Origin of the sequence: Gaoshiqia sediminis (assembly GCF_025907915.1) — a bacterium.
GTDB classification, from domain to species: Bacteria; Bacteroidota; Bacteroidia; order Bacteroidales; family Prolixibacteraceae; genus Gaoshiqia; species Gaoshiqia sediminis.
Window position 1 is genome coordinate 1 of record NZ_JAPAAF010000001.1, and the last position, 19,673, is coordinate 19,673.

18 protein-coding genes are annotated in these 19,673 nt (G+C 47.8%); 15 read left to right on the forward strand and 3 right to left on the reverse strand.

Translation table 11 applies throughout. The features are described 5' to 3' along the window. Positions 1-193 precede the first annotated feature (193 nt). The 3 genes from N2K84_RS00005 (at position 194) to N2K84_RS00015 (ending at position 1,938) form a co-directional block, all read left to right on the forward strand. A complete protein-coding gene (locus N2K84_RS00005; RefSeq protein WP_282589695.1) occupies positions 194-490 on the forward strand; it encodes a DUF2695 domain-containing protein in 297 nt (98 codons plus the stop codon). Beyond that, a complete protein-coding gene (locus tag N2K84_RS00010; protein ID WP_282589696.1) occupies positions 487-957 on the forward strand; it encodes a hypothetical protein in 471 nt (156 codons plus the stop codon). Before N2K84_RS00005 ends, N2K84_RS00010 begins: the two co-directional genes overlap by 4 nt. A gap of 183 nt (positions 958-1,140) precedes the next feature. After that, the gene (locus tag N2K84_RS00015; protein WP_282589697.1) at positions 1,141-1,938 is read left to right on the forward strand and encodes a hypothetical protein; all 798 of its coding nucleotides are present in this window, start codon (positions 1,141-1,143) and stop codon (positions 1,936-1,938) included. A 504-nt stretch (positions 1,939-2,442) separates the two neighbouring features. Here N2K84_RS00015 and carB read toward each other — a convergent pair. Next, positions 2,443-5,682, reverse strand: a complete 3,240-nt coding sequence (gene carB / locus N2K84_RS00020; RefSeq protein ID WP_282589698.1) for a carbamoyl-phosphate synthase (glutamine-hydrolyzing) large subunit — start codon at positions 5,680-5,682, stop codon at positions 2,443-2,445. A gap of 94 nt (positions 5,683-5,776) precedes the next feature. Continuing rightward, entirely contained in the window at positions 5,777-6,865 is a 1,089-nt protein-coding gene (gene carA / locus N2K84_RS00025) for a glutamine-hydrolyzing carbamoyl-phosphate synthase small subunit (protein WP_282589699.1), read from the reverse strand. Between the two features lie 249 nt (positions 6,866-7,114). On the opposite strand from carA, the gene N2K84_RS00030 reads away from it, so the two are divergent. From N2K84_RS00030 to argB, 10 genes are all read left to right on the forward strand, one after another. Next, a complete protein-coding gene (locus N2K84_RS00030) occupies positions 7,115-7,594 on the forward strand; it encodes an arginine repressor (RefSeq protein ID WP_282589700.1) in 480 nt (159 codons plus the stop codon). An 8-nt stretch (positions 7,595-7,602) separates the two neighbouring features. After that, positions 7,603-8,322, forward strand: coding sequence for a GNAT family N-acetyltransferase (locus N2K84_RS00035; RefSeq protein WP_282589701.1), 720 nt, complete (start codon positions 7,603-7,605; stop codon positions 8,320-8,322). 158 nt (positions 8,323-8,480) lie between these two features. Further along, positions 8,481-9,674, forward strand: coding sequence for an argininosuccinate synthase (locus N2K84_RS00040; protein ID WP_282589702.1), 1,194 nt, complete (start codon positions 8,481-8,483; stop codon positions 9,672-9,674). 9 nt (positions 9,675-9,683) lie between these two features. Then, entirely contained in the window at positions 9,684-10,658 is a 975-nt protein-coding gene (gene argC / locus N2K84_RS00045) for an N-acetyl-gamma-glutamyl-phosphate reductase (protein ID WP_282589703.1), read from the forward strand. A gap of 1 nt (position 10,659) precedes the next feature. Beyond that, positions 10,660-11,802, forward strand: coding sequence for an aspartate aminotransferase family protein (locus N2K84_RS00050; protein ID WP_282589704.1), 1,143 nt, complete (start codon positions 10,660-10,662; stop codon positions 11,800-11,802). 13 nt (positions 11,803-11,815) lie between these two features. Then, entirely contained in the window at positions 11,816-12,613 is a 798-nt protein-coding gene (gene proC, locus N2K84_RS00055; RefSeq protein ID WP_282589705.1) for a pyrroline-5-carboxylate reductase, read from the forward strand. Between the two features lie 9 nt (positions 12,614-12,622). Then, positions 12,623-13,714 (forward strand): glutamate 5-kinase, encoded by a 1,092-nt coding sequence (proB, locus tag N2K84_RS00060; protein WP_282589706.1) that lies wholly within the window; start codon positions 12,623-12,625, stop codon positions 13,712-13,714. Between the two features lie 144 nt (positions 13,715-13,858). Beyond that, positions 13,859-15,109, forward strand: coding sequence for a glutamate-5-semialdehyde dehydrogenase (locus tag N2K84_RS00065; RefSeq protein ID WP_282589707.1), 1,251 nt, complete (start codon positions 13,859-13,861; stop codon positions 15,107-15,109). Positions 15,110-15,151: 42 nt separating this feature from the next. Beyond that, a complete protein-coding gene (locus N2K84_RS00070) occupies positions 15,152-16,102 on the forward strand; it encodes an N-acetylornithine carbamoyltransferase (RefSeq protein WP_282589708.1) in 951 nt (316 codons plus the stop codon). Between the two features lie 112 nt (positions 16,103-16,214). Continuing rightward, entirely contained in the window at positions 16,215-16,991 is a 777-nt protein-coding gene (argB, locus tag N2K84_RS00075) for an acetylglutamate kinase (protein WP_282589709.1), read from the forward strand. 89 nt (positions 16,992-17,080) lie between these two features. Here argB and N2K84_RS00080 read toward each other — a convergent pair whose 3' ends face one another. Further along, positions 17,081-17,740, reverse strand: a complete 660-nt coding sequence (locus tag N2K84_RS00080; protein ID WP_282589710.1) for a PQLLE family protein — start codon at positions 17,738-17,740, stop codon at positions 17,081-17,083. Positions 17,741-18,132: 392 nt separating this feature from the next. Here N2K84_RS00080 and N2K84_RS00085 point away from each other — a divergent pair, with 392 nt between their 5' ends. Continuing rightward, on the forward strand, positions 18,133-18,420 hold the full coding sequence (locus N2K84_RS00085) for a sll1863 family stress response protein (protein ID WP_282589711.1): 288 nt from the start codon (positions 18,133-18,135) through the stop codon (positions 18,418-18,420). Between the two features lie 373 nt (positions 18,421-18,793). Continuing rightward, positions 18,794-19,579, forward strand: a complete 786-nt coding sequence (locus tag N2K84_RS00090) for a patatin-like phospholipase family protein (protein WP_282589712.1) — start codon at positions 18,794-18,796, stop codon at positions 19,577-19,579. Positions 19,580-19,673 lie beyond the last annotated feature (94 nt).

Genomic DNA, 19,673 nt, shown 5'->3' on the forward strand with positions numbered 1-19,673 from the left:
CAAGGCATGAAGATATCTTTACGGCTCCACTTTTCAATTTTTCGGCTTTTAAGAAATATTTTGAATATGTTTTGTAAATTGGGGTGCGGAAAATAGAGGATAAAAAAGCTACACAGATCACCCCTGCAGCGGAAATAGAAGATTACTTTGGGGTGCAGATAACAGAGTTATAGCCAATTTTGAAAAAAAAGATATGCCAACAAAAGCAGAAAAAGAAAGAAGGAAAAAGCTTCATCGAGAATTAGCTCAAAAAGAACAAGAAGAGTTCTTTAATAATCTGCCCACAGACAAGGATGTAATTCTTGAGCTATTTGACTTTTTAGACAGTGAACTTGGTGAAAGAGATTGTAATCACGATTACCAATTGACAGAGGAATTTCTAAAATCAAAAAATATAGTAAATGAAAAAATATTCGACTGGTTTAGAGAACAAGGTGGATATTGTGACTGTGAAATTCTGTTCAATATTGAAGAGAGGTTTGAAAAATGAATGTTTTTAATAATGAAATATCATTGACAAAAGGAAAAGTCTCATTCGAAAAATCATTAAATGAGAGGCTTGTAGACTTAAATCAACAATCCATGCATATTTTTCCCTTTGCATTTTTCACAAAGGCATTCTATAGAGATTTTAAGCAGTCAAAAAAAGGAGTTTTTACTGGAAAAATCAATGGAGATAAATTTGAAATATTTCCGTCAAGTAAAATATTTTCGACCAGGACTTGGTTTCCATTGAGAATTGTAGGAATTATTGAGAACCAAAAAATTAGAGTTGGCTATATTATTCCCAACTGGATTTTGGGGGTAATTATCATTTTACCATTGATAGATTTGATTGTATTAAAAAACGAAATGAAACTTAATGGGACTCTTATTGTCTTTGCAGGAGTCATCATTCTCTCTTATGCTTATAAAATCCAAAGAAACAATCGAATAATGAAGAATATTTGTATTTAAAAAAATAAAAAACTGGCTATAATAAAGTACATATTGCAGGGCGGGGCTCGGCGGTACGCCAACTGCGGATTCTCGCATCGCAGTTCCGTGTCCTTCGGACAGGAACTCTCTCCGAAATCCGCCCCGACAACATGTACCAACCGTTAACAAACATATTAAAAGACGACCACAATCGATAATTTGATGACTGACAAGAAAATTGAGTATATTGAAAATTTGCTAATCAAGAGAGATGATGCTTTTCTTGGTGGATCATACAACTTGATAATTCATAGTATATTAAACACTATTGACCTTGCTGAGTTAATTGATTTTTACCTTCTTTTGCCTGATTCTGAGTTAAAAAAATCAATTGAATCAAATATCTACAAACGAGTTGGATTAACGGTTAAAGCTGATGGATTGTATGATAGATTATATAAGCTTTTACAAAATGCAAACTACAATCAACGACAAAGAATTCGAAAGATATTAATGTTATTGCTTCCATTACTTGACAATATTTACAGAAGAGACTTTTTTAATAATTTCTATAATTCAATGTATTCAAATGACATTTCCTCTGCCTTGACAATTTGTAGTGAGATATGGGATACTGATTTGAATACACAGATATTGAATGACTATTTGAAAACTAAGAAAGAAATGTATTTAAAAGCATTTCTTGTGCATGGAGAGATTGAGAATTTATTGCCCCATCTTAAACAGATTTGGAAATTTGAACCAACCAATTATGTGAAAATTGATATTATAAGGAAACTAAGCAAGAAACATATTGACAAACTCGAATTTATTAGAAATGTTGAACCAGAAAAATATTTGTTAGCGATGAGCTTGTCTGATAAAGAGTTTGATAACGAATCCCTTATTGATTGTTTAAATGACATTCCCGAAGATTTAAAACCATTTGGAATTTTAAGCCTTAGCCGTATGAATAAATGGGAATTGATTGAAGAAGAAATAAAGAAATACGTTTGCTAACACTTAGCATCTAATCAAGCGTTGCTTGCATGCCCCCTGCTCTACCGGATATGCCAACGACGGCTGTTGGCTGGATCGATTTGCAATCCTAATAAGCTGAATAATATTTTATCTTCCCCCGCTCGTGCCCCCTCCGGGCTGCGGGTAACCGCTAATGTTTCAACAACAGGGCGTTACCCTGCCTTAGTGCTGTTGCACCCTTGGTGCGGAGAAGCGAAAACGCAGCGGGCCGGTCAGGCCAACGGCCTGCAAGCAACAGCCCGCGGCAACGCCGTTTGGAAGTCTTATTCACCAGGTGACTTGAAGTCACCAGGTGAATTTGCTGCCGGGTCGGCGCCAGCGGAAGTTTATGGAGCGGTGACTTCAAGTCGCCACATCGCTAAACCAAACCGGCCCTTTAGAATAGGTTTATGCAAACAGTTGCAGAAGCGGAAGGATTATTGATGGTAAAAAAAATCCCAACTGTCAGGCAGCCGGGATTTTTTTTATGAGTGATCGGTTGGGTTACGCTTTGTATTCGTCCCAGCTTTTAATGACGATGTCTTCGAGTTTGTATTTACAGATGGCGTAAATAAAGGCGCTGGCCACCCGCGCGTTGGTAATCAGCGGAATGTTGTAATCGATCGCGTTCCGGCGGATTTTATACCCGTTGCTCAACTCGCGTTTGGTGTAGTTTTTCGGGATATTCACCACCAGGTCGATTTTCTTTTCGCGCAGGTAATCAATCGTGTTGGGTTTTTGGTCCTCTTCATCGGGCCAGTGCAACAAGGTCGATTCTACCTTGTTTTCGCGCAAAAAGCGGTGCGTTCCTTCGGTGGCGTAAATGTTGAAACCCCGTTCGGCCAGCATTTGGGCGCTGTTCAGCAATTCGAGTTTCGAGCGTGCCTGTCCCGATGAAATCAGGATGTTTTTCTCCGGGAACTTGTAGCCCACCGAAAGCATCGATTTCAGGATGGCTTCGTAGAAATTTTCGCCAATACAGCCCACTTCGCCGGTCGAAGCCATGTCCACGCCCAATACCGGGTCGGCATTTAGCAAACGGGCAAAGGAGAACTGCGGCGCTTTTACGCCCACGTATTCCAGCTCGAACAACGATTTGTCGGGTTTGGTATAAGGAACGCCCAGCATTACCTGGGTGGCAATTTCAATCAGGTTGATCTTCATGACTTTCGACACGAAGGGGAAACTGCGCGAGGCACGCAGGTTACATTCAATCACCTTGATGTCGTTGTCCTTGGCCAGGAACTGCATGTTGAACGGGCCGGTAATTTCGAGCGCTTTGGCAATCTCGCGCGAAATTTTCTTGATCCGGCGGATGGTTTCGACATATAGTTTCTGCGGCGGGAACACGATGGTGGCATCGCCCGAGTGCACCCCGGCAAATTCCACGTGCTCTGAGATGGCGTAGGCTACAATCTCGCCCTTGTCGGCCACGGCATCAACTTCCACTTCCTTGGCCAGCTCAATAAATTCGGTCACCACTACCGGGTGTTCTTTCGAAACGTCGGCGGCCATTTGCAGGAAATGTTCCAGCTGGTCGTGGTTCGACACCACATTCATGGCCGCGCCCGAAAGTACGTAGGACGGGCGGATGAGTACCGGGAAGCCCACCACGTCCACAAATTTGTAGATGTCGTCGATGCTGGTCAGCTCGCTCCAGCGGGGCTGGTCAACACCAATCTCGTCGAGCAGGGCGCTGAATTTCTTGCGGTCTTCTGCGTTGTCAATCTTCAAGGCCGAGGTTCCCATGATCGGTACCTGCTGGCGGTACAGTTTCATGGCCAGGTTGTTGGGTATTTGTCCCCCCACCGAAACAATCACTCCTTTAGGGCTTTCCATCTCGATGATGTCCATCACCCGTTCAAAGGTCAGCTCGTCGAAATACAGGCGGTCGCAGGTGTCGTAGTCGGTACTTACCGTTTCGGGGTTGTAGTTGATCATCACGGCACGATAACCTTCTTTGCGGATGGTGCTGATGGCGTTTACCGAACACCAGTCGAACTCTACCGAGCTGCCGATGCGGTAGGCGCCCGAACCCAGTACAATCACCGATTTGTTGTCCCTCGGGAACTCAATGTCGTGTTCGCTGCCGTTGTAGGTCAGGTACAGGTAATTGGTCTGTGCCGGGTATTCGCCGGCCAGCGTATCAATCTGCTTGACATACGGAACGATGTTTTTGGCTTGGCGGTGACGACGAACTTCAAGCAGCTTGTCGTTCATTTCTTTGTCGGTAGCATCGAGTACTAAGCGGGCCACCTGGAAGTCGGAGAACCCGGCTTTTTTGGCGTCGAGCAGCAATTCGTCATTTAGTTCCGATAACGTATTTGACTTCAGTAACTCCTCTTTCAGCGCATGAATTTTATAGAGCTTGTGTAAGAACCAGCGGTCGATTTTTGTTTTGGCGTAGATGTCATCAATCGTATAGCCTTTGTCGAAAGCGGCAGCGATGGCAAAGATGCGTCGGTCGGTTGGGTTCACCAGCTCTTCGTCAATCTGGTCGATGGTGATTTCTTGTTTGTTGGCCACAAAGCCGTGCATGCCCAATCCCACCATTCGGATTCCTTTTTGGATGGCTTCTTCGAAACTGCGGCCAATGGCCATAATTTCGCCCACCGATTTCATGGAGCTGCCCAGGTTTTTGGAAACGCCGCTGAACTTGTTGAGGTCCCAGCGTGGTATTTTACAAACCACGTAGTCGAGCGCCGGTTCAAAACAGGCGGTGGTAACTTTGGTTACCGAGTTGTGCAGCTCGTGCAAGCCGTAGCCCAGTCCCAGTTTGGCAGCCACAAAGGCCAGCGGGTATCCGGTTGCCTTGGAGGCGAGCGCCGATGAGCGCGACAGGCGGGCATTCACCTCAATCACGCGGTAGTCTTCCGAGTGCGGGTCGAGGGCGAACTGTACGTTACATTCGCCAACTACGCCAATGTGGCGGATAATTCGGATGGAGATTTCGCGCAGTTTATGATATTCGGAGTTGGAGAGGGTTTGCGAAGGGGCCACTACGATACTTTCGCCGGTATGGATACCCAGCGGGTCGAAGTTTTCCATGTTACAAACCGTGATACAGTTGTCGTACTTGTCGCGCACCACTTCGTATTCCACTTCCTTCCAGCCTTTGATGGATTCCTCGACCAGAATTTGTGGCGAGTAAGAGAATGCGCTGGACGCAAGTTTCTGCAGTTCTTTGTCGTTCGAGCAGAAACCACTGCCAAGTCCTCCTAACGTGTAGGCCGCTCGGATGATGATGGGGTAGCCGATTTTTTCGACCGCAGCATAGGCCTCCTGCATATTCTGGCAGGCATAACTGCGCGGCGTTTTCACGTCAATCTCGCCCAGTTTCCCGGCAAAAATTTCGCGGTCTTCCGTATTGATGATCGATTGTACCGGCGTACCAACTACCTGAATGTTGTATTTTTCGAGGATGCCCTGGCGGAACAAATCCACACCGCAGTTGAGGGCTGTTTGACCACCAAAAGCCAGCAAAATGCCGTCGGGTTTTTCCTTTTTAATGACCTGCTCAACAAAGTAGGCCGTTACGGGCAAAAAGTAGATTTTGTCGGCAATTTCTTCCGAAGTTTGGATGGTGGCAATGTTCGGATTGATGAGGATGGTTTCAACGCCTTCTTCTTTCAGTGCTTTCAGTGCCTGCGAACCGGAATAGTCAAATTCGCCGGCCTCGCCGATTTTCAATGCTCCCGAACCCAGGACAATCGCTTTTTTTATGCTTGTATTTAATCTTACCATGCTTTCTTGAATTATGAATGTTGATTTTTGATTCTTGATTTGCCATTGATAGTTCTTTACGGAATTTCTCAATCGTTAATCATCAGTCATCCATCTATTTCCCTTTTTTATACTTCACAATGTTTTCGATAAACTCGTCGAATAGGTATTCCGTGTCCACGGGTCCGCTGGCGGCTTCGGGGTGGAACTGGGTAGAGAAGAAGGGTTTGGTTTTGTGCCTGATCCCTTCGTTGGTGTTGTCGTTCACATTAATAAACATGGCTTCCCAGTCGGCAGGCAGCGATTCGGGGGCGACGGCATAGCCGTGGTTTTGCGAGGTAATGAAACAGCGATCGGTGCCGGCCAGCAAAACCGGTTGATTGTGGCTACGGTGGCCAAATTTCAGTTTGTACGTTTCGGCGCCTGCTGCTCGTGCCAGCAACTGGTTGCCCAGGCAAATGCCCATGATTGGCTTTTCAATCTTCAGTGCCTTTGAAATATTGGCTACGGTTTGTTCGCACATGGCCGGGTCGCCCGGTCCGTTTGAAAGGAATACGCCGTCAAATTCTTCATTCGTGAAATCGTAGTCCCATGGAACGCGGATTACCGTGGCGTTGCGGTTGATCAGGCAGCGGATGATGTTGTTTTTCACCCCGCAGTCAACCAACACTACTTTGTGTTCTCCGTTTCCGTAAACTTCTTTTTTATCGGTACTGGCAATGGCCACCAGGTTTTCCTTGTTGGGATCGTAGAAATCCACGGGTTCCTCTTCGAACTCAATTTTTCCCAGCATCGAACCTTTCATGCGCAGGATTTTGGTCAGTGCGCGGGTGTCGATACCGTACAGCCCGGGAACTTTCCATTCTTTCAGCCAGTCGCCCAGGCTTTTTATGGCATTCCAGTGGCTGTATTCCGAAGAATAATCCGAAATAATCAACCCGCTGATGTGCACTTTGTGCGACTCGTAGTGCGCATGGATATTGTCCTTCATTTGATCGGTGGGTACCCCGTAATTGCCGATTAGAGGGTAAGTTGACACCAGGATCTGTCCCGTATATGAAGGATCTGTTAAACTTTCGGGATAACCGGTCATCGCGGTGTAAAAAACCACCTCCCCGGCAATCGATTTGTCATACCCGAAAGATTTTCCCTCGAAACGGGTCCCATCTTCTAAAACCAAACTGACTTTTTTTGCCTCTGTCATTTTTCTGATCGCTTATAGATTAAAAAAAATGCGTCTGACTACTGATGTAGGGCAAACGCATTGTGCTTATTTCTTATCATTTGATGTATTCTCGTCTTCACCTTTTCCGATATTAACCGTCGTGATTCTGTTGTTGATCCGTAACCTGTTTTGTTGATTCCGGTACAAAAATAGAAATAATTCTCAATTAATACTTGCAGTTTGTAAAAAATGAATAATTTTGCAAAAGAATTGCATATATATTCAAAAATGAAGAATCGCACGAACAGGCAGTTGGCCATCAAACAAATCATTGCTTCCCAGGGCATTCACAGCCAGGAAGAATTGTTGGCACAACTTCATGCGCAAGGTTTTGACCTCACACAGGCTACTTTGTCGCGCGATTTGAAAATTTTGAAAGTGGCCAAGGTACCGAATGCGACAGGTTACGTATATGTCATTCCGGAAGGGGGCAATGCCAGCCAGGCAAACGATAATAATGAGATCCGATTTTTGGCCGACGGCTTCCGCGACTTGAATTTTTCGGGAAACTTGGCCGTGATGCGCACCAGGCCTGGTTACGCCAGCAGTATCGCATCGGTGCTGGACAACGCCAACCCGTATGAAATTCTGGGCAGCATTGCCGGCGATGATACCATTTTGTTGGTGATGCGCGAAGGGATAACTCCCAATGATTTGAAAAAAAGCCTGATACTAATCATGCCGAAATTGCAGGAAAAGATTGGTTAATAGAAAACATGAAGAAGATAGAAGATATCAAAGTAGTTGTAGCAAATGTTTCTCATTTAAGCTATACAACAGTTATAAACGACACCATCGATAGCGCATCGAAAGAGCGTGGAACCGGGATTGCCCGCCGTTCGGATGAATACATCTCCAAAAAGATTTTGGAAGGCAAGGCCATTATTGCCTTGGATGGGGACACGTTTGCCGGTTTTTGCTACATCGAGTCGTGGGGACACAACCGTTTTGTGGCCAACTCAGGTTTGATTGTCGTGAAAGATTACCGGGGAGTTGGTTTGGCCCGCGAGATTAAAAAGAAGGCTTTTGAGTTGTCGCGCACCAAATTTCCCGATGCCAAAATCTTTGGTTTGACAACCGGCCTGGCCGTGATGAAAATCAACCACGAGCTGGGTTACCGTCCGGTCACTTTCTCGGAACTGACCGATGATGAAGATTTTTGGAAAGGATGCCAGAGCTGCGTGAATTACGATATCCTGCAGCGGACCAACCGGTCGAAGTGCTTGTGCACCGGGATGTTGTTCGATCCGGCTTGGGAAAAACCGAAAGTGGCCGCTTCGGTGGAGGCCAAGCCCAAAAAAATCTCCCTGCTGGAGATGATTGGAAAATTGAAATCCAAAAACGGGTCGGGAGGAAAGGACTCCGGGTTTAGTATGTTTAGAAAAGTAAAACAAGATATTAGTGGTGGCGCTGTGCAGCAAGTAGTTCAGGATTAATTTTCTTCGATGAAAACCTTGGTTTTTGTCGTGGTGTGATTTTTCATAGGAATCCATCAGATTTAGCATTTTAATTCAGGAAAAATAAGGTTAGTAAAGTTGTAAGTTTTCAGTAAAAAGCGCTGTTTCAGTGCCATCACTTTTTTAAAGAAATCAACATGAAAGAAAAGGTAGTATTAGCTTACAGTGGCGGGTTGGATACCTCGTTTTGTGCCAAATACCTCTCCGTGGAAAAAGGGCTGGAGGTTTACACAGCCATTGCCAATACCGGCGGATTCGGTAAAGAAGAATTGGAAACCATCGAAAAAAAGGCCTATGAACTTGGGTCTGCAAAGCATGTTGCGCTGGATGTGACCAACACCTATTACGAAAAGTGTATCCGTTACATGGTTTACGGCAATGTGTTACGTAACAATACCTATCCCATCTCGGTAAGTTCCGAGCGGGTATTCCAGGCAATTGCCATTATTGAATATGCCAAAAAGATCGGCGCCAAATACGTAGCTCACGGAAGTACCGGCGCCGGAAACGACCAGGTTCGTTTCGACCTGACTTTCCAGGTGCTGGCCCCGGACATTGAGATATTGACTCCGACCCGCGACCTGCAACTTACCCGTGACGAAGAAATTGACTATTTGAAACGGCATGGCGTGGAAGCCGACTGGTCCAAGATGGCTTACTCCATCAACAAAGGGCTGTGGGGAACCAGCATCGGCGGAAAGGAAACGCTGACATCAGACAAAACGTTGCCAGAATCGGCTTACCCATCGCAACTGAAAGCCACGGATGAGCGTGAAATTGTGCTCGATTTTGTGGAAGGAGAACTAAAAGGCGTTGACGGGAAAAAATATTTCAACCCGATTGAAGCCATCCAGGCGCTGGAAGCCATTGCTGCCCCGTATGCTGTGGGCCGTGATATGCACATTGGCGACACCATTATTGGTATCAAAGGCCGCGTTGGGTTCGAGGCTGCCGCCCCGATGATCATCATCAAAGCGCACCAGATGCTCGAAAAACACACCCTCACCAAATGGCAGATGTACTGGAAAGAACAGTTGGGCAACTGGTACGGCATGTTCCTGCACGAAGCGCTTTATCTCGACCCGGTAATGCGCGACATCGAAAAATTCCTTGAAAACACGCAGGAAGCTGTTTCCGGGAAGGTGATTGTCCGCCTGAAACCTTATCAGTTTCTTCTGGTGGGAGTGGACTCTCCGTACGACCTGATGAAATCGGACTTTGGCGAGTACGGTGAAATGAACAAGGCCTGGACGGCTGATGATGTGAAAGGTTTCACCACCATTTTGGGAACATCATTAAAAATTTACAATTCAGTTAATAAAAAATATTAATCCGGAATAATGACCAAAATAAGAACAGGTATTATCGGCGGGGCAGGTTACACTGCCGGCGAGTTGATCCGGATATTAATGTACCATCCGCAAGCTGAGCTGGCCTTTGTGCAAAGCAGCAGCAACGCGGGAAACCCGATTTTCGAAGTGCACCGCGACCTGGTGGGAGACACTGACCTGGTATTTGTTGCTGACCCCGACTTTGCCAACTGCGATGTGATCTTCCTCTGCATGGGGCACGGAAAATCGAAGGAATTTGTTCAGTCGAATGACATCCCGGCATCGGTAAAAATCATCGACTTGAGTCACGACTACCGGCTGAAGTCCGAAGGGAATGATTTTGTGTACGGTTTGCCCGAGCTGAACCGCGATCTTATTCGTGGGGCCGCTCACGTTGCCAACCCGGGGTGCTTTGCCACCGGCATTCAGCTGACCGTTTTGCCGCTGGCCGCTGCGGGCTTGCTCACCGGTGAGTTGCATGTTCATGCTATCACCGGGTCAACCGGGGCAGGGCAGGCGCCCTCAAAAACATCGCACTTCAGCTGGCGCAACAGCAACGTTTCTGTTTATAAAGCTTTTGAACACCAACACTTGGGCGAAATAACCCAAAGTGTGAAACAGTTGCAGCCCTCGTTCCACAAGGCCATTAATTTCATTCCGGTGCGCGGCAACCACACCCGTGGCATCTTTGTGTCCACCTATACCGAATACACCGGGACGATTGAAGAGGCCATTCAACTGTACGAAACGTATTATGCCAGTCATCCGTTTGTTTTCGTGACCGGTGAAAATCCGGATGTAAAACAAGTAGTCAACACCAACAAGGCCATTTTACATTTGGAAAAGCACGGAAACAAACTGATGATTTTAAGCGTGACCGACAACCTGCTGAAAGGCGCATCGGGACAAGCAGTTCAGAATATGAATATCCTGTTCGGGCTGGACGAAAAAACCGGCCTGAACCTAAAACCGGTATCTTTTTAAGATGAAGCTATTTGACGTATATCCACTGTTCAACATCACTCCGGTAAAGGCCGAAGGGTGTTATGTTTGGGACGACCAGGGTAACCGTTACCTCGACTTGTACGGTGGCCATGCCGTGATTTCAGTGGGGCACAGCCACCCGCACTATGTGTCGAAAATCACCCGTCAATTGAATGATATCGGTTTCTACAGCAACTCGGTAAAGATTCCGCAGCAGCAGGAATTGGCCGACAAACTGGGACGGCTTTCCGGTTTCGACGACTACCAGCTGTTTTTGTGCAACTCGGGCGCTGAGGCCAACGAAAACGCTATGAAACTGGCGTCGTTTATCACTGGGCGGAAAAAGGTGATCAGCTTCAAAAAAGGTTTTCACGGACGTACCTCGGCTGCGGTTGCCATTACCGACAACCCGAAAATTGTTGCCCCGGTAAACGAAACCGACAATGCCTTGATTTTACCTTTCAACGATCTGGACGCTGTGGAACAGCAACTTGTAACCAACGAAGTTGCAGCTGTGATCGTGGAAGGTATCCAAGGGATTGGCGGCATTCATGTTCCGGCCCCCGGATTCCTGGAAGGACTGGAACGCCTTTGCAAACAATACGGAACTTTGCTGGTATTGGACGAGATCCAGTCGGGTTACGGGCGCAGCGGAAAGTTTTTCGCTTTTCAATACACGTCGGTTAAGCCCGACCTGATTACTTTGGCTAAAGGGATGGGGAACGGCTTTCCGATCGGCGGCCTGCTCATTCACCCCGACCTGAAACCCTGGCATGGCATGTTGGGGACTACCTTCGGAGGTAATTACCTGGCCTGCGCTGCCGGCATTGCCGTGCTCGAAATCATGGAGCAGGAAAAGCTGGTTGAAAATGCAGCTAACGTCGGCAATTATCTGATGGAAAAACTGGCTTCCTTCAAACAAATCAAAGAAGTGCGCGGCCTGGGGCTGATGATCGGGCTGGAATTTGAAGAGCCGATTTCTCCCGTTCGCCGAAAATTGCTGGAAGATGAAAAGATTTTCACTGGCGTGTCCGGAACGCATATTATTCGTTTGTTGCCACCGCTTACGCTGAGTATGGAACAGGCAGATGAATTTATTACTAAGTTTGAAAAGGTTTTGAGTGAGTTGTTTGTCAAAGCCTGATAAATACTGAAAAATGAAAGTAAAAAAGATAGCGATTATTGGGGCCGGCAATATGGGAAGCGCCATTGCCAACGGCATCATCAAATCCGGTTACCTCGAAGCATCGGCCATTCACATTGCCGATCCGCGGAAACATGTGCTGGAAGAAATGAGTGCGAAGGGCATGTGTGCCTTTCAGAATAACGGGGAAGCGGTGGAACAAGCCGACCTGGTTATTTTTGCTGTAAAACCATACCATATCGAGTCTGTGATCAATGATATGAAAACAGCGCTGACCCCGGACAAAATACTGGTTTCTATTGCAGCCGGTGTCAACCTGAAACAATTGGCAACTATGGCGGGCGATGACAAAACCATTTTCCGGGTGATGCCCAATACTGCTATTTCCATTCAGGAATCGATGACCTGTATTGCGGGGAACGGTAACTCGGGCGATTCGCTGGAAACGGTGAAGGAATTGTTCGACCAGCTGGGGGAAACGGTTGTTATCAGCGAAGAACTGATGGCTGCTGCCACGGTGCTGGCTTCGTGCGGGACGGCTTTTGCGCTGCGCTATGTGCGTGCTGCTATGCAGGGAGGTATCGAGATGGGCTTTGGCGCCGAAATGGCCCAGTTCATTACGGCCCAAACCGTGAAAGGCGCCGTCCAGTTGATTATGAACACCGGCCATCACCCCGAACGCGAAATCGACAAGGTGACTACTCCGCGCGGAATCACCATCACCGGGATCAACGAAATGGAACACCAGGGGTTCAGCTCGGCCGTGATCCAGGGACTGATTGCTTCATTCAAAAAAATTGAGCAAGTATAGCCTGAAACGATGAATTTCAACTATAGAAAAATTACCGTTAAAGTAGGTAGTAACGTTCTAACCAAGTCTGATGGGACACTTAATGTTGCCCGCATTGCCCATTTGGTTGATCAAATCGCATATCTGCACAAAAAAGGGGTAGAGGTGATCTTGGTTTCGTCGGGGGCCGTGGCTGCCGGACGCAGCGAACTGAAAATTCAAAGAAAACTGGATACGGTTTCCTCGCGTCAGTTGTGGTCGGCTGTTGGACAGGTGAAACTGATCAACCGCTATGCCGACTTTTTCAGGGAACACGGTATTGTTTGCGCGCAGGTGCTGACCACGAAAGACAATTTTGCCGACCGCGATCATTACCTGAACATGAAAAACTGTTTCACCACCTTGCTCGAAAATAAAGTGGTGCCGATCGTGAACGAAAATGATACCATCTCGGTCACCGAGCTGATGTTTACCGATAACGACGAGCTTTCGGGGTTGATTGCTTCCATGCAAAATTCCGAAGCGCTCATCATCCTGAGCAATATCGAGGGTATTTACGACGGCGACCCTTCGCTGCCCGGATCGAAAATCATTGAAGAAATCGGAACGAAGGAGAAAGACTGGATGAAAAATATATCCATGCAGAAGTCGGGTTTTGGCCGGGGCGGAATGCTTACGAAAAGCTCTATCGCCCGCAAAGTGGCCAAAGAAGGCATTGCCGTTCACATTGCCAGCGGACTACGCGATAATGTGCTGATTGATATCCTCAGGAAAGATGGCCAGCTGAAACATACGGTTTTTAAACCGGAGATTCGTAAGGCGTCCAACGTGAAAAAATGGATCGCCTATTCGCACAGCTTTGCAAAAGGTGAGCTGGTGATCAATCAGGGAGCCAAGGAGGCGCTGTTTTCACCCAAAGCCACCAGCCTGTTGCTGATTGGTGTTACCGAGGTGAAAGGGCTTTTCCAGAGCGGCGACATTGTAAAGATTATGGACGAGCGCGGCAAATTGGTGGGCTGGGGAAAGGCCCAGTTCAGCTCCGAAAAAGCCCTGCAGGAACTGGGAAGCAAAAACCAGAAGCCAATCGTGCATTACGATTATTTGTACTTAATTGAAGATTAGAAATAACGAGCTTAACTCAGAATAACTTTTTTATACCCTTTTCTATTATCCCCTTTTTGTTGACTTCAACAAAATCCAGATATTCTGAGTTTGTCCCCTTCCTCCCCCAGGGAAGGGGACTTTTAATTAAAGACAGGAGGAATTATGGAGGTCAAAAAACAATTGGAATTAACGCTGAAGGCCAGCCGGGCCCTAAACTTATTGGAAACTGACAAAATCAACCTCATCCTGAATGATGTGGCGGATGCTGCCGTGGCGCATACCGGTGACATTCTGGACGAAAACCAAAAGGACCTGGCCCGCATGGACCCGGCCGATCCGAAATACGATCGCTTGAAACTGACCGGTGACCGGATTGCAGGCATTGCTGCCGATATTCGGAATGTGGCATCGCTGCCTTCGCCGCTGGGACGTGTGTTGAGCGAAACCGTGCGTCCCAATGGGCTGAAGATTAAAAAAGTGTCCGTCCCTTTCGGGGTGATCGGCATCATTTACGAAGCCCGCCCCAATGTGACCTTCGATGTGTTCTCGCTTTGCCTGAAATCGGGCAATGCCTGCGTGCTGAAAGGCGGCAGCGATGCCATCGATTCCAATACGGCCATTGTAAAGGTGATCCATTCCGTACTCGAAAAGCATGGCCTGGATAAAAATATTCTGGCCCTGCTTCCGGCCGACCGCGAAGCTACGGCGCAAATCCTGAATGCGCATGGCTATGTCGATTTGATTATCCCGCGCGGTTCGCAGGGGTTGATTGAGTTTGTGCGCAAGAATGCCACCATTCCGGTTATCGAAACCGGAGCCGGTATTTGCCACACCTATTTCGACGAGTTTGGTGATGCCGTCAAGGGGCGGGCCATTGTTGAAAATGCTAAAACACGTCGGCCCAGTGTTTGCAACGCGCTCGACTGTCTGGTCATTCACGAAAGCCGCCTGGCCGATCTGCCGCAGCTTTGCGCCGATCTTCCCGTCAGCAACGTAGTGGTGTTTGCCGACGAAAAGTCATATGCGGCGCTTAACGGAAAGTACCCGGCCAACTTGCTCGAAAAGGCCACCGACGAATCATTCGGGACCGAATTCCTCGACTATAAAATGTCGGTGAAAACGGTGGCCAGTTTTGATGAGGCGCTGGACCACATCGCGCATTACAGCTCCAAGCACAGTGAAGCAATCATCTCCGAAAACGAACAACGGCTCAACTTGTTCCGTAAACTGGTGGACGCTTCGTCGGTTTACTGCAACGTGTCAACAGCATTTACTGATGGCGCACAGTTTGGGCTGGGGGCCGAAATTGGCATTTCCACCCAAAAGCTCCACGCCCGCGGGCCGATGGCCCTGGAGGAACTGACCAGCTACAAGTGGCTGATTGACGGCGAAGGGCAAGTGAGGCCGAAATAGTAGCGATAAATAAAACAAGAAACACAACCAACATCACCCAATATGAAACACTTTACTTCCGTACACGATCTGGACAGTCTGGACGAAGCGCTGAAACTGGCTTTCGAGCTTAAGAAAGACCCCTATAAATATCAAACACTTGGCAAAAACAAAACCCTGTTGCTGGTTTTCTTCAACTCGAGCCTGCGCACGCGGCTGAGTACCCAAAAGGCCGGACTCAACCTGGGCATGAACGTGATTGTGTTCGACATCAACGAAGGCGGCTGGAAGCTGGAGACCGAACTGGGCGTCATCATGGACGGCGACAAGCCGGAGCACATCCGCGAGGCCGTACCCGTGATCGGCAAGTATTGCGACATCATTGGGGTGCGCTCGTTTGCCAAATTCGAAAACAGGGAAGACGATTATCAGGAAAAAATCATCCAGCAATTTATCGACTATGCCGGGGTTCCGGTGGTAAGCATGGAAGCGGCCACGCGCCATCCGTTGCAGTCGTTTGCCGACCACCTCACCATCGAAGAATTTAAAACGAAGGAACGCCCGAAGGTGGTGCTTACCTGGGCGCCGCACCCGCGCGCATTGCCGCAGGCCGTGCCCAACTCGTTTGTGGAGTGGATGCGCCAAACCGATTATGAGTTGGTGGTGACCCATCCCGAAGGGTATGAGCTGGCCCCCGAATTCATGGGCGACCTGAAACCGGAATACGACCAAATGAAAGCCTTTGAAGGCGCCGACTTCATCTATGCCAAAAACTGGGCGGCCTACAACGATTACGGAAAAATTCTCTCTAAAGACATGAATTGGACAGTAACCGACCGCCAGATGGCTGTGACCAACAACGCCAAATTCATGCACTGCCTGCCGGTACGGCGCAACATGATCGTGAGCGACTCGGTGATCGACGGCCCGAACTCGATTGTGGTGCCCGAGGCTGAAAACCGCCTGTTCTCGGCGCAGGCCGTCTTGAAAATGTTGCTGGACCAGATGAAATAAGACGATTAATAGTCATTAAGTTGTCATTGATGGTCATTCAGTAGTCAAAAGTCGTTACAACTAATGACCCAATGACGATTCGTGACTACGAATGACATTCAAAAAAAAAGATATGAGCAAACAGAAGCTTACACTCGTAAAAGTTGGCGGTAAAGTGGTTGAAGAGAAAGACTCTTTGGCTGATTTGCTCGGCCGCTTTTCGAAACTCGAAGGACTGAAAGTGCTGGTGCATGGCGGAGGCCGCCTGGCAACGGCTGTGGCCGAGCGCCTGGGTATTGCCACCCAAATGGTGGAAGGCCGCCGCATTACCGACCAGGGTATGCTCGAAGTGGTGACCATGGTGTATGGCGGGTTGGTGAATAAAAGCATTGTGGCCAACTTGCAGGCCCTGGGGCAGAACGCCATCGGGCTGACGGGCGCCGACCTGAACTACATGCAGGCCGTGAAGCGACCGGTAAAAGATATCGATTATGGCTACGTGGGCGACATTGTTTGCGTGAACGTGGACGAGCTGAAAATGCTGGTTGAAAAGAACGTGGTGCCCGTGCTGGCTCCTCTTTCGCACGACAAAAACGGGCAGATGCTGAACGTGAATGCCGACACGATTGCCGCCGAAGCTGCCATCGCTTTCAGTAAATATTACGAGGTGGAACTGGTTTACTGCTTCGAAAAGCCCGGTGTGCTCGAAAATCCCGACGACGACGACTCGGTAATTGAAAAGCTTACCCATAGCGAATTTAAGGACTTGCAAGCTTATGGCGCCATCCATACCGGCATGATCCCCAAGCTCGACAACAGCTTCAGCGCCATCAGCCGGGGCGTGTCGCGGGTGCGCATCACCAATATCGAAGGCCTTCAGCAGGGAGGAACTACGCTGGCGGAAGTGTAAAATAGTAACGGATTTTACCAAAGGGCCCGGTCGTTTTGCAACGGCCGGGCCTTTTTGCGGGTGCGTTCGCTTCGGAACATCGGTTGGCCTTAGCTGCGTACCGATTTCCCCAACGACTCGAGCAGTTGGGGGTGATCTTCGAGGGCTATTTTGGCCACCGCGTAAAAATCGCTCATCCAAACATCCAGTTTGGTGAAGGCAGCATCTTTTTGCTGGGTCGTATCTTCCGATTCGCCTACCTCGCGCAGGTAGGCTGCACGGGCTGTTTCTACTTCGGTGATTAAGCTTATGGCCTGGCTGATTTCTTCGTCGGTTACTTTAAACCGGGCCAATGAAGTTTTTATCTCGGTGTTGTTCGAAACTTCGGCATAAAACTTTTTCACGGTCTCCATCCATTTCACGTGAGCGCCCGACAGGTTGCCGCTGACGGCCAGTAAATCGAGTGTCACCGGTTCGTTCCGGAATGCCACTTTGGCTTTTTTGCGGTGGGCCTTGTATAAAGCAGCCAGCTCGCTTTTCTTTTGGTTGAATACGGCATAGGCGGCCGATGTTTCGTCGTCTTCGGTCTTGTTCAGGGTGTAAACCTGCAAGGTGTTGGCAAAAAGGCTTTCGCCCACGGCGATTACTTCCGGGGTGTACCCGAATTCATCCAACAGGGATGAGATGGTGGGTTGATTTTTTACGTTTTCGAGCGAAACCCGGTATTGCTCCAATACCGCGGCTTCTGAATTGGTTTTGTTTGTGGCCATTTCAATAACATTTAAGTTTGACAATAACTATTTTGCCGTGTCCTTATTGGTCACGAGCTGTTCCTTAACATGTTTTGCGCGTTCCTTAACGCGCTTGGTCCACTCCTTAACACAATTGGTGCATTCCTTAACGTTGTTCTTCGATTCCTTACAGCAAACGGCGGGTTCCTTATGCTGCTTCTTCTATCCCTTGCAGGTTGGGATTTTGTCCTGATCGTTCAACCGAAATCAACAGTGGTTCAAATATAAAGTATTTTGGTAACTACAAAATGGGGTAAGCTGAATTATTTATGAAAAGTTTGTAGTTTTTTTTCAGGAAAACTTTCCTTCCCGGAAACCACCTTCCTTTCTCCCGGAATCCGTAATTTTAGGGAACTCAAAAAACGAATGCTATGGAAAACCGTGAAAAGTACATCGACAAGTTATCGGCAAAACTGAAAGAATGGGATGCCGACATTCAACAGCTGGAAGAAAAAATGGAACGTGCCAAAACCAAGGTAAGGGCAGATTATCAGGAAGAACTGGATGAATTGCGGGCCAGGAAGGACGAAGCCCGGGAAAAGCTGCGCGAAATTCAGGAAGCCTCGGGCGATGCCTGGGAAGAGCTCAAAGTGGGCATGGAGAAAAGTTGGGACATCTTGAGCGATGCCTTCAAAAATGCTTTTGAAAAATTTAAGTAGCCCGGCTGTTGGATGTTCGGCTGTGATTTTAGGGATACCTAATAACCACTTAAGGGGAAATGAATTAAATATTTCCAATTCTTGTAAAGAATCTTATTACAAAAAAATAGGTTATTGGTTGGTGCGGAGCACCATAATATTTGTAGAAAAAATCGGACGTGGCGTTTCCAGGTGCAGCGCACCGAAATATCAGCCAATATCTTCGGTGCACTGCACCTCGGGATCATACATCATTACAAATTCCTACAAATATCACGCGACGATGTCGCTAACCCATATCAAAAGACTTCAACCTATAAAGAAACTGGAATTATTTATATAGAATCCCCTAATGAATTTAATGACCATCTTCTTACCCTGTAAAACGCAGCGTATGCTATTTTGGAAGAAAAAGAAAAAGATTGGCCTCGCCCTGGGTGGGGGCGCCGTTTTTGGCGCTGCCCATATTGGGGTGCTGAAGGCCGTTGAGGAGCTTAAAATTCCGGTCAGCTTTATTGCCGGGACCAGTATTGGCGCTATGGTGTCGGCTTTTTACGCTTTTGGCGTTGGGCTTCCGGAGCTCGAAAAAATAGCGAAAGATTTGCGGTGGCTCGATATTTCGGGACTCACGCTGTCGGAGTTTGGCCTGCTATCGAATAAAAAGCTGGGAGAGTTGCTTGGCGAGAAGATCGGTGATGTGGAGCTCAGCCAATCAAAAATACCGCTGGCCATGGTAGCTACCGATATTACTACCGGCGAGCGGGTTGTGCTGAAGGATGGGAAACTGGCCCCGGCCGTGATGGCCAGCACCTGTATCCCGGGTATTTTCAAGCCGGTTGAAATTGGCGACCGCCTGCTGGTGGATGGTGGCATTGTTGAAAACGTGCCGCTGTCGCCCCTGCACGAGTTGGGCGCCGATTATGTCATCGCCGTTGATTTGAATGCCAACCATAAGTACAAGAAGCCTGAAAATATTATCGAAGTTTTACTGAATAGCTTTCATTTTGCCCTGCAAACCACAGCCCGCCTGCAAACCGAAGATGCCGATCTGCTTATTCAGCCCGACTTGTCGGAATTCAACCGGATTGATTTGAACCAGGTAGAAGAACTAATCGAAGCCGGTTACGCCGAAGCCATGAGGGTATTGAAAGATATCGACAAGAGATTGAGGGAAAAATGAAAAACAAACATGATTCCCGGAAATCAGGAAGAGAAATTAAAGTGGACTAAAAAAACTTGTCAAGTTGGCTTGATCACTGGAAGAACGAGGCGGC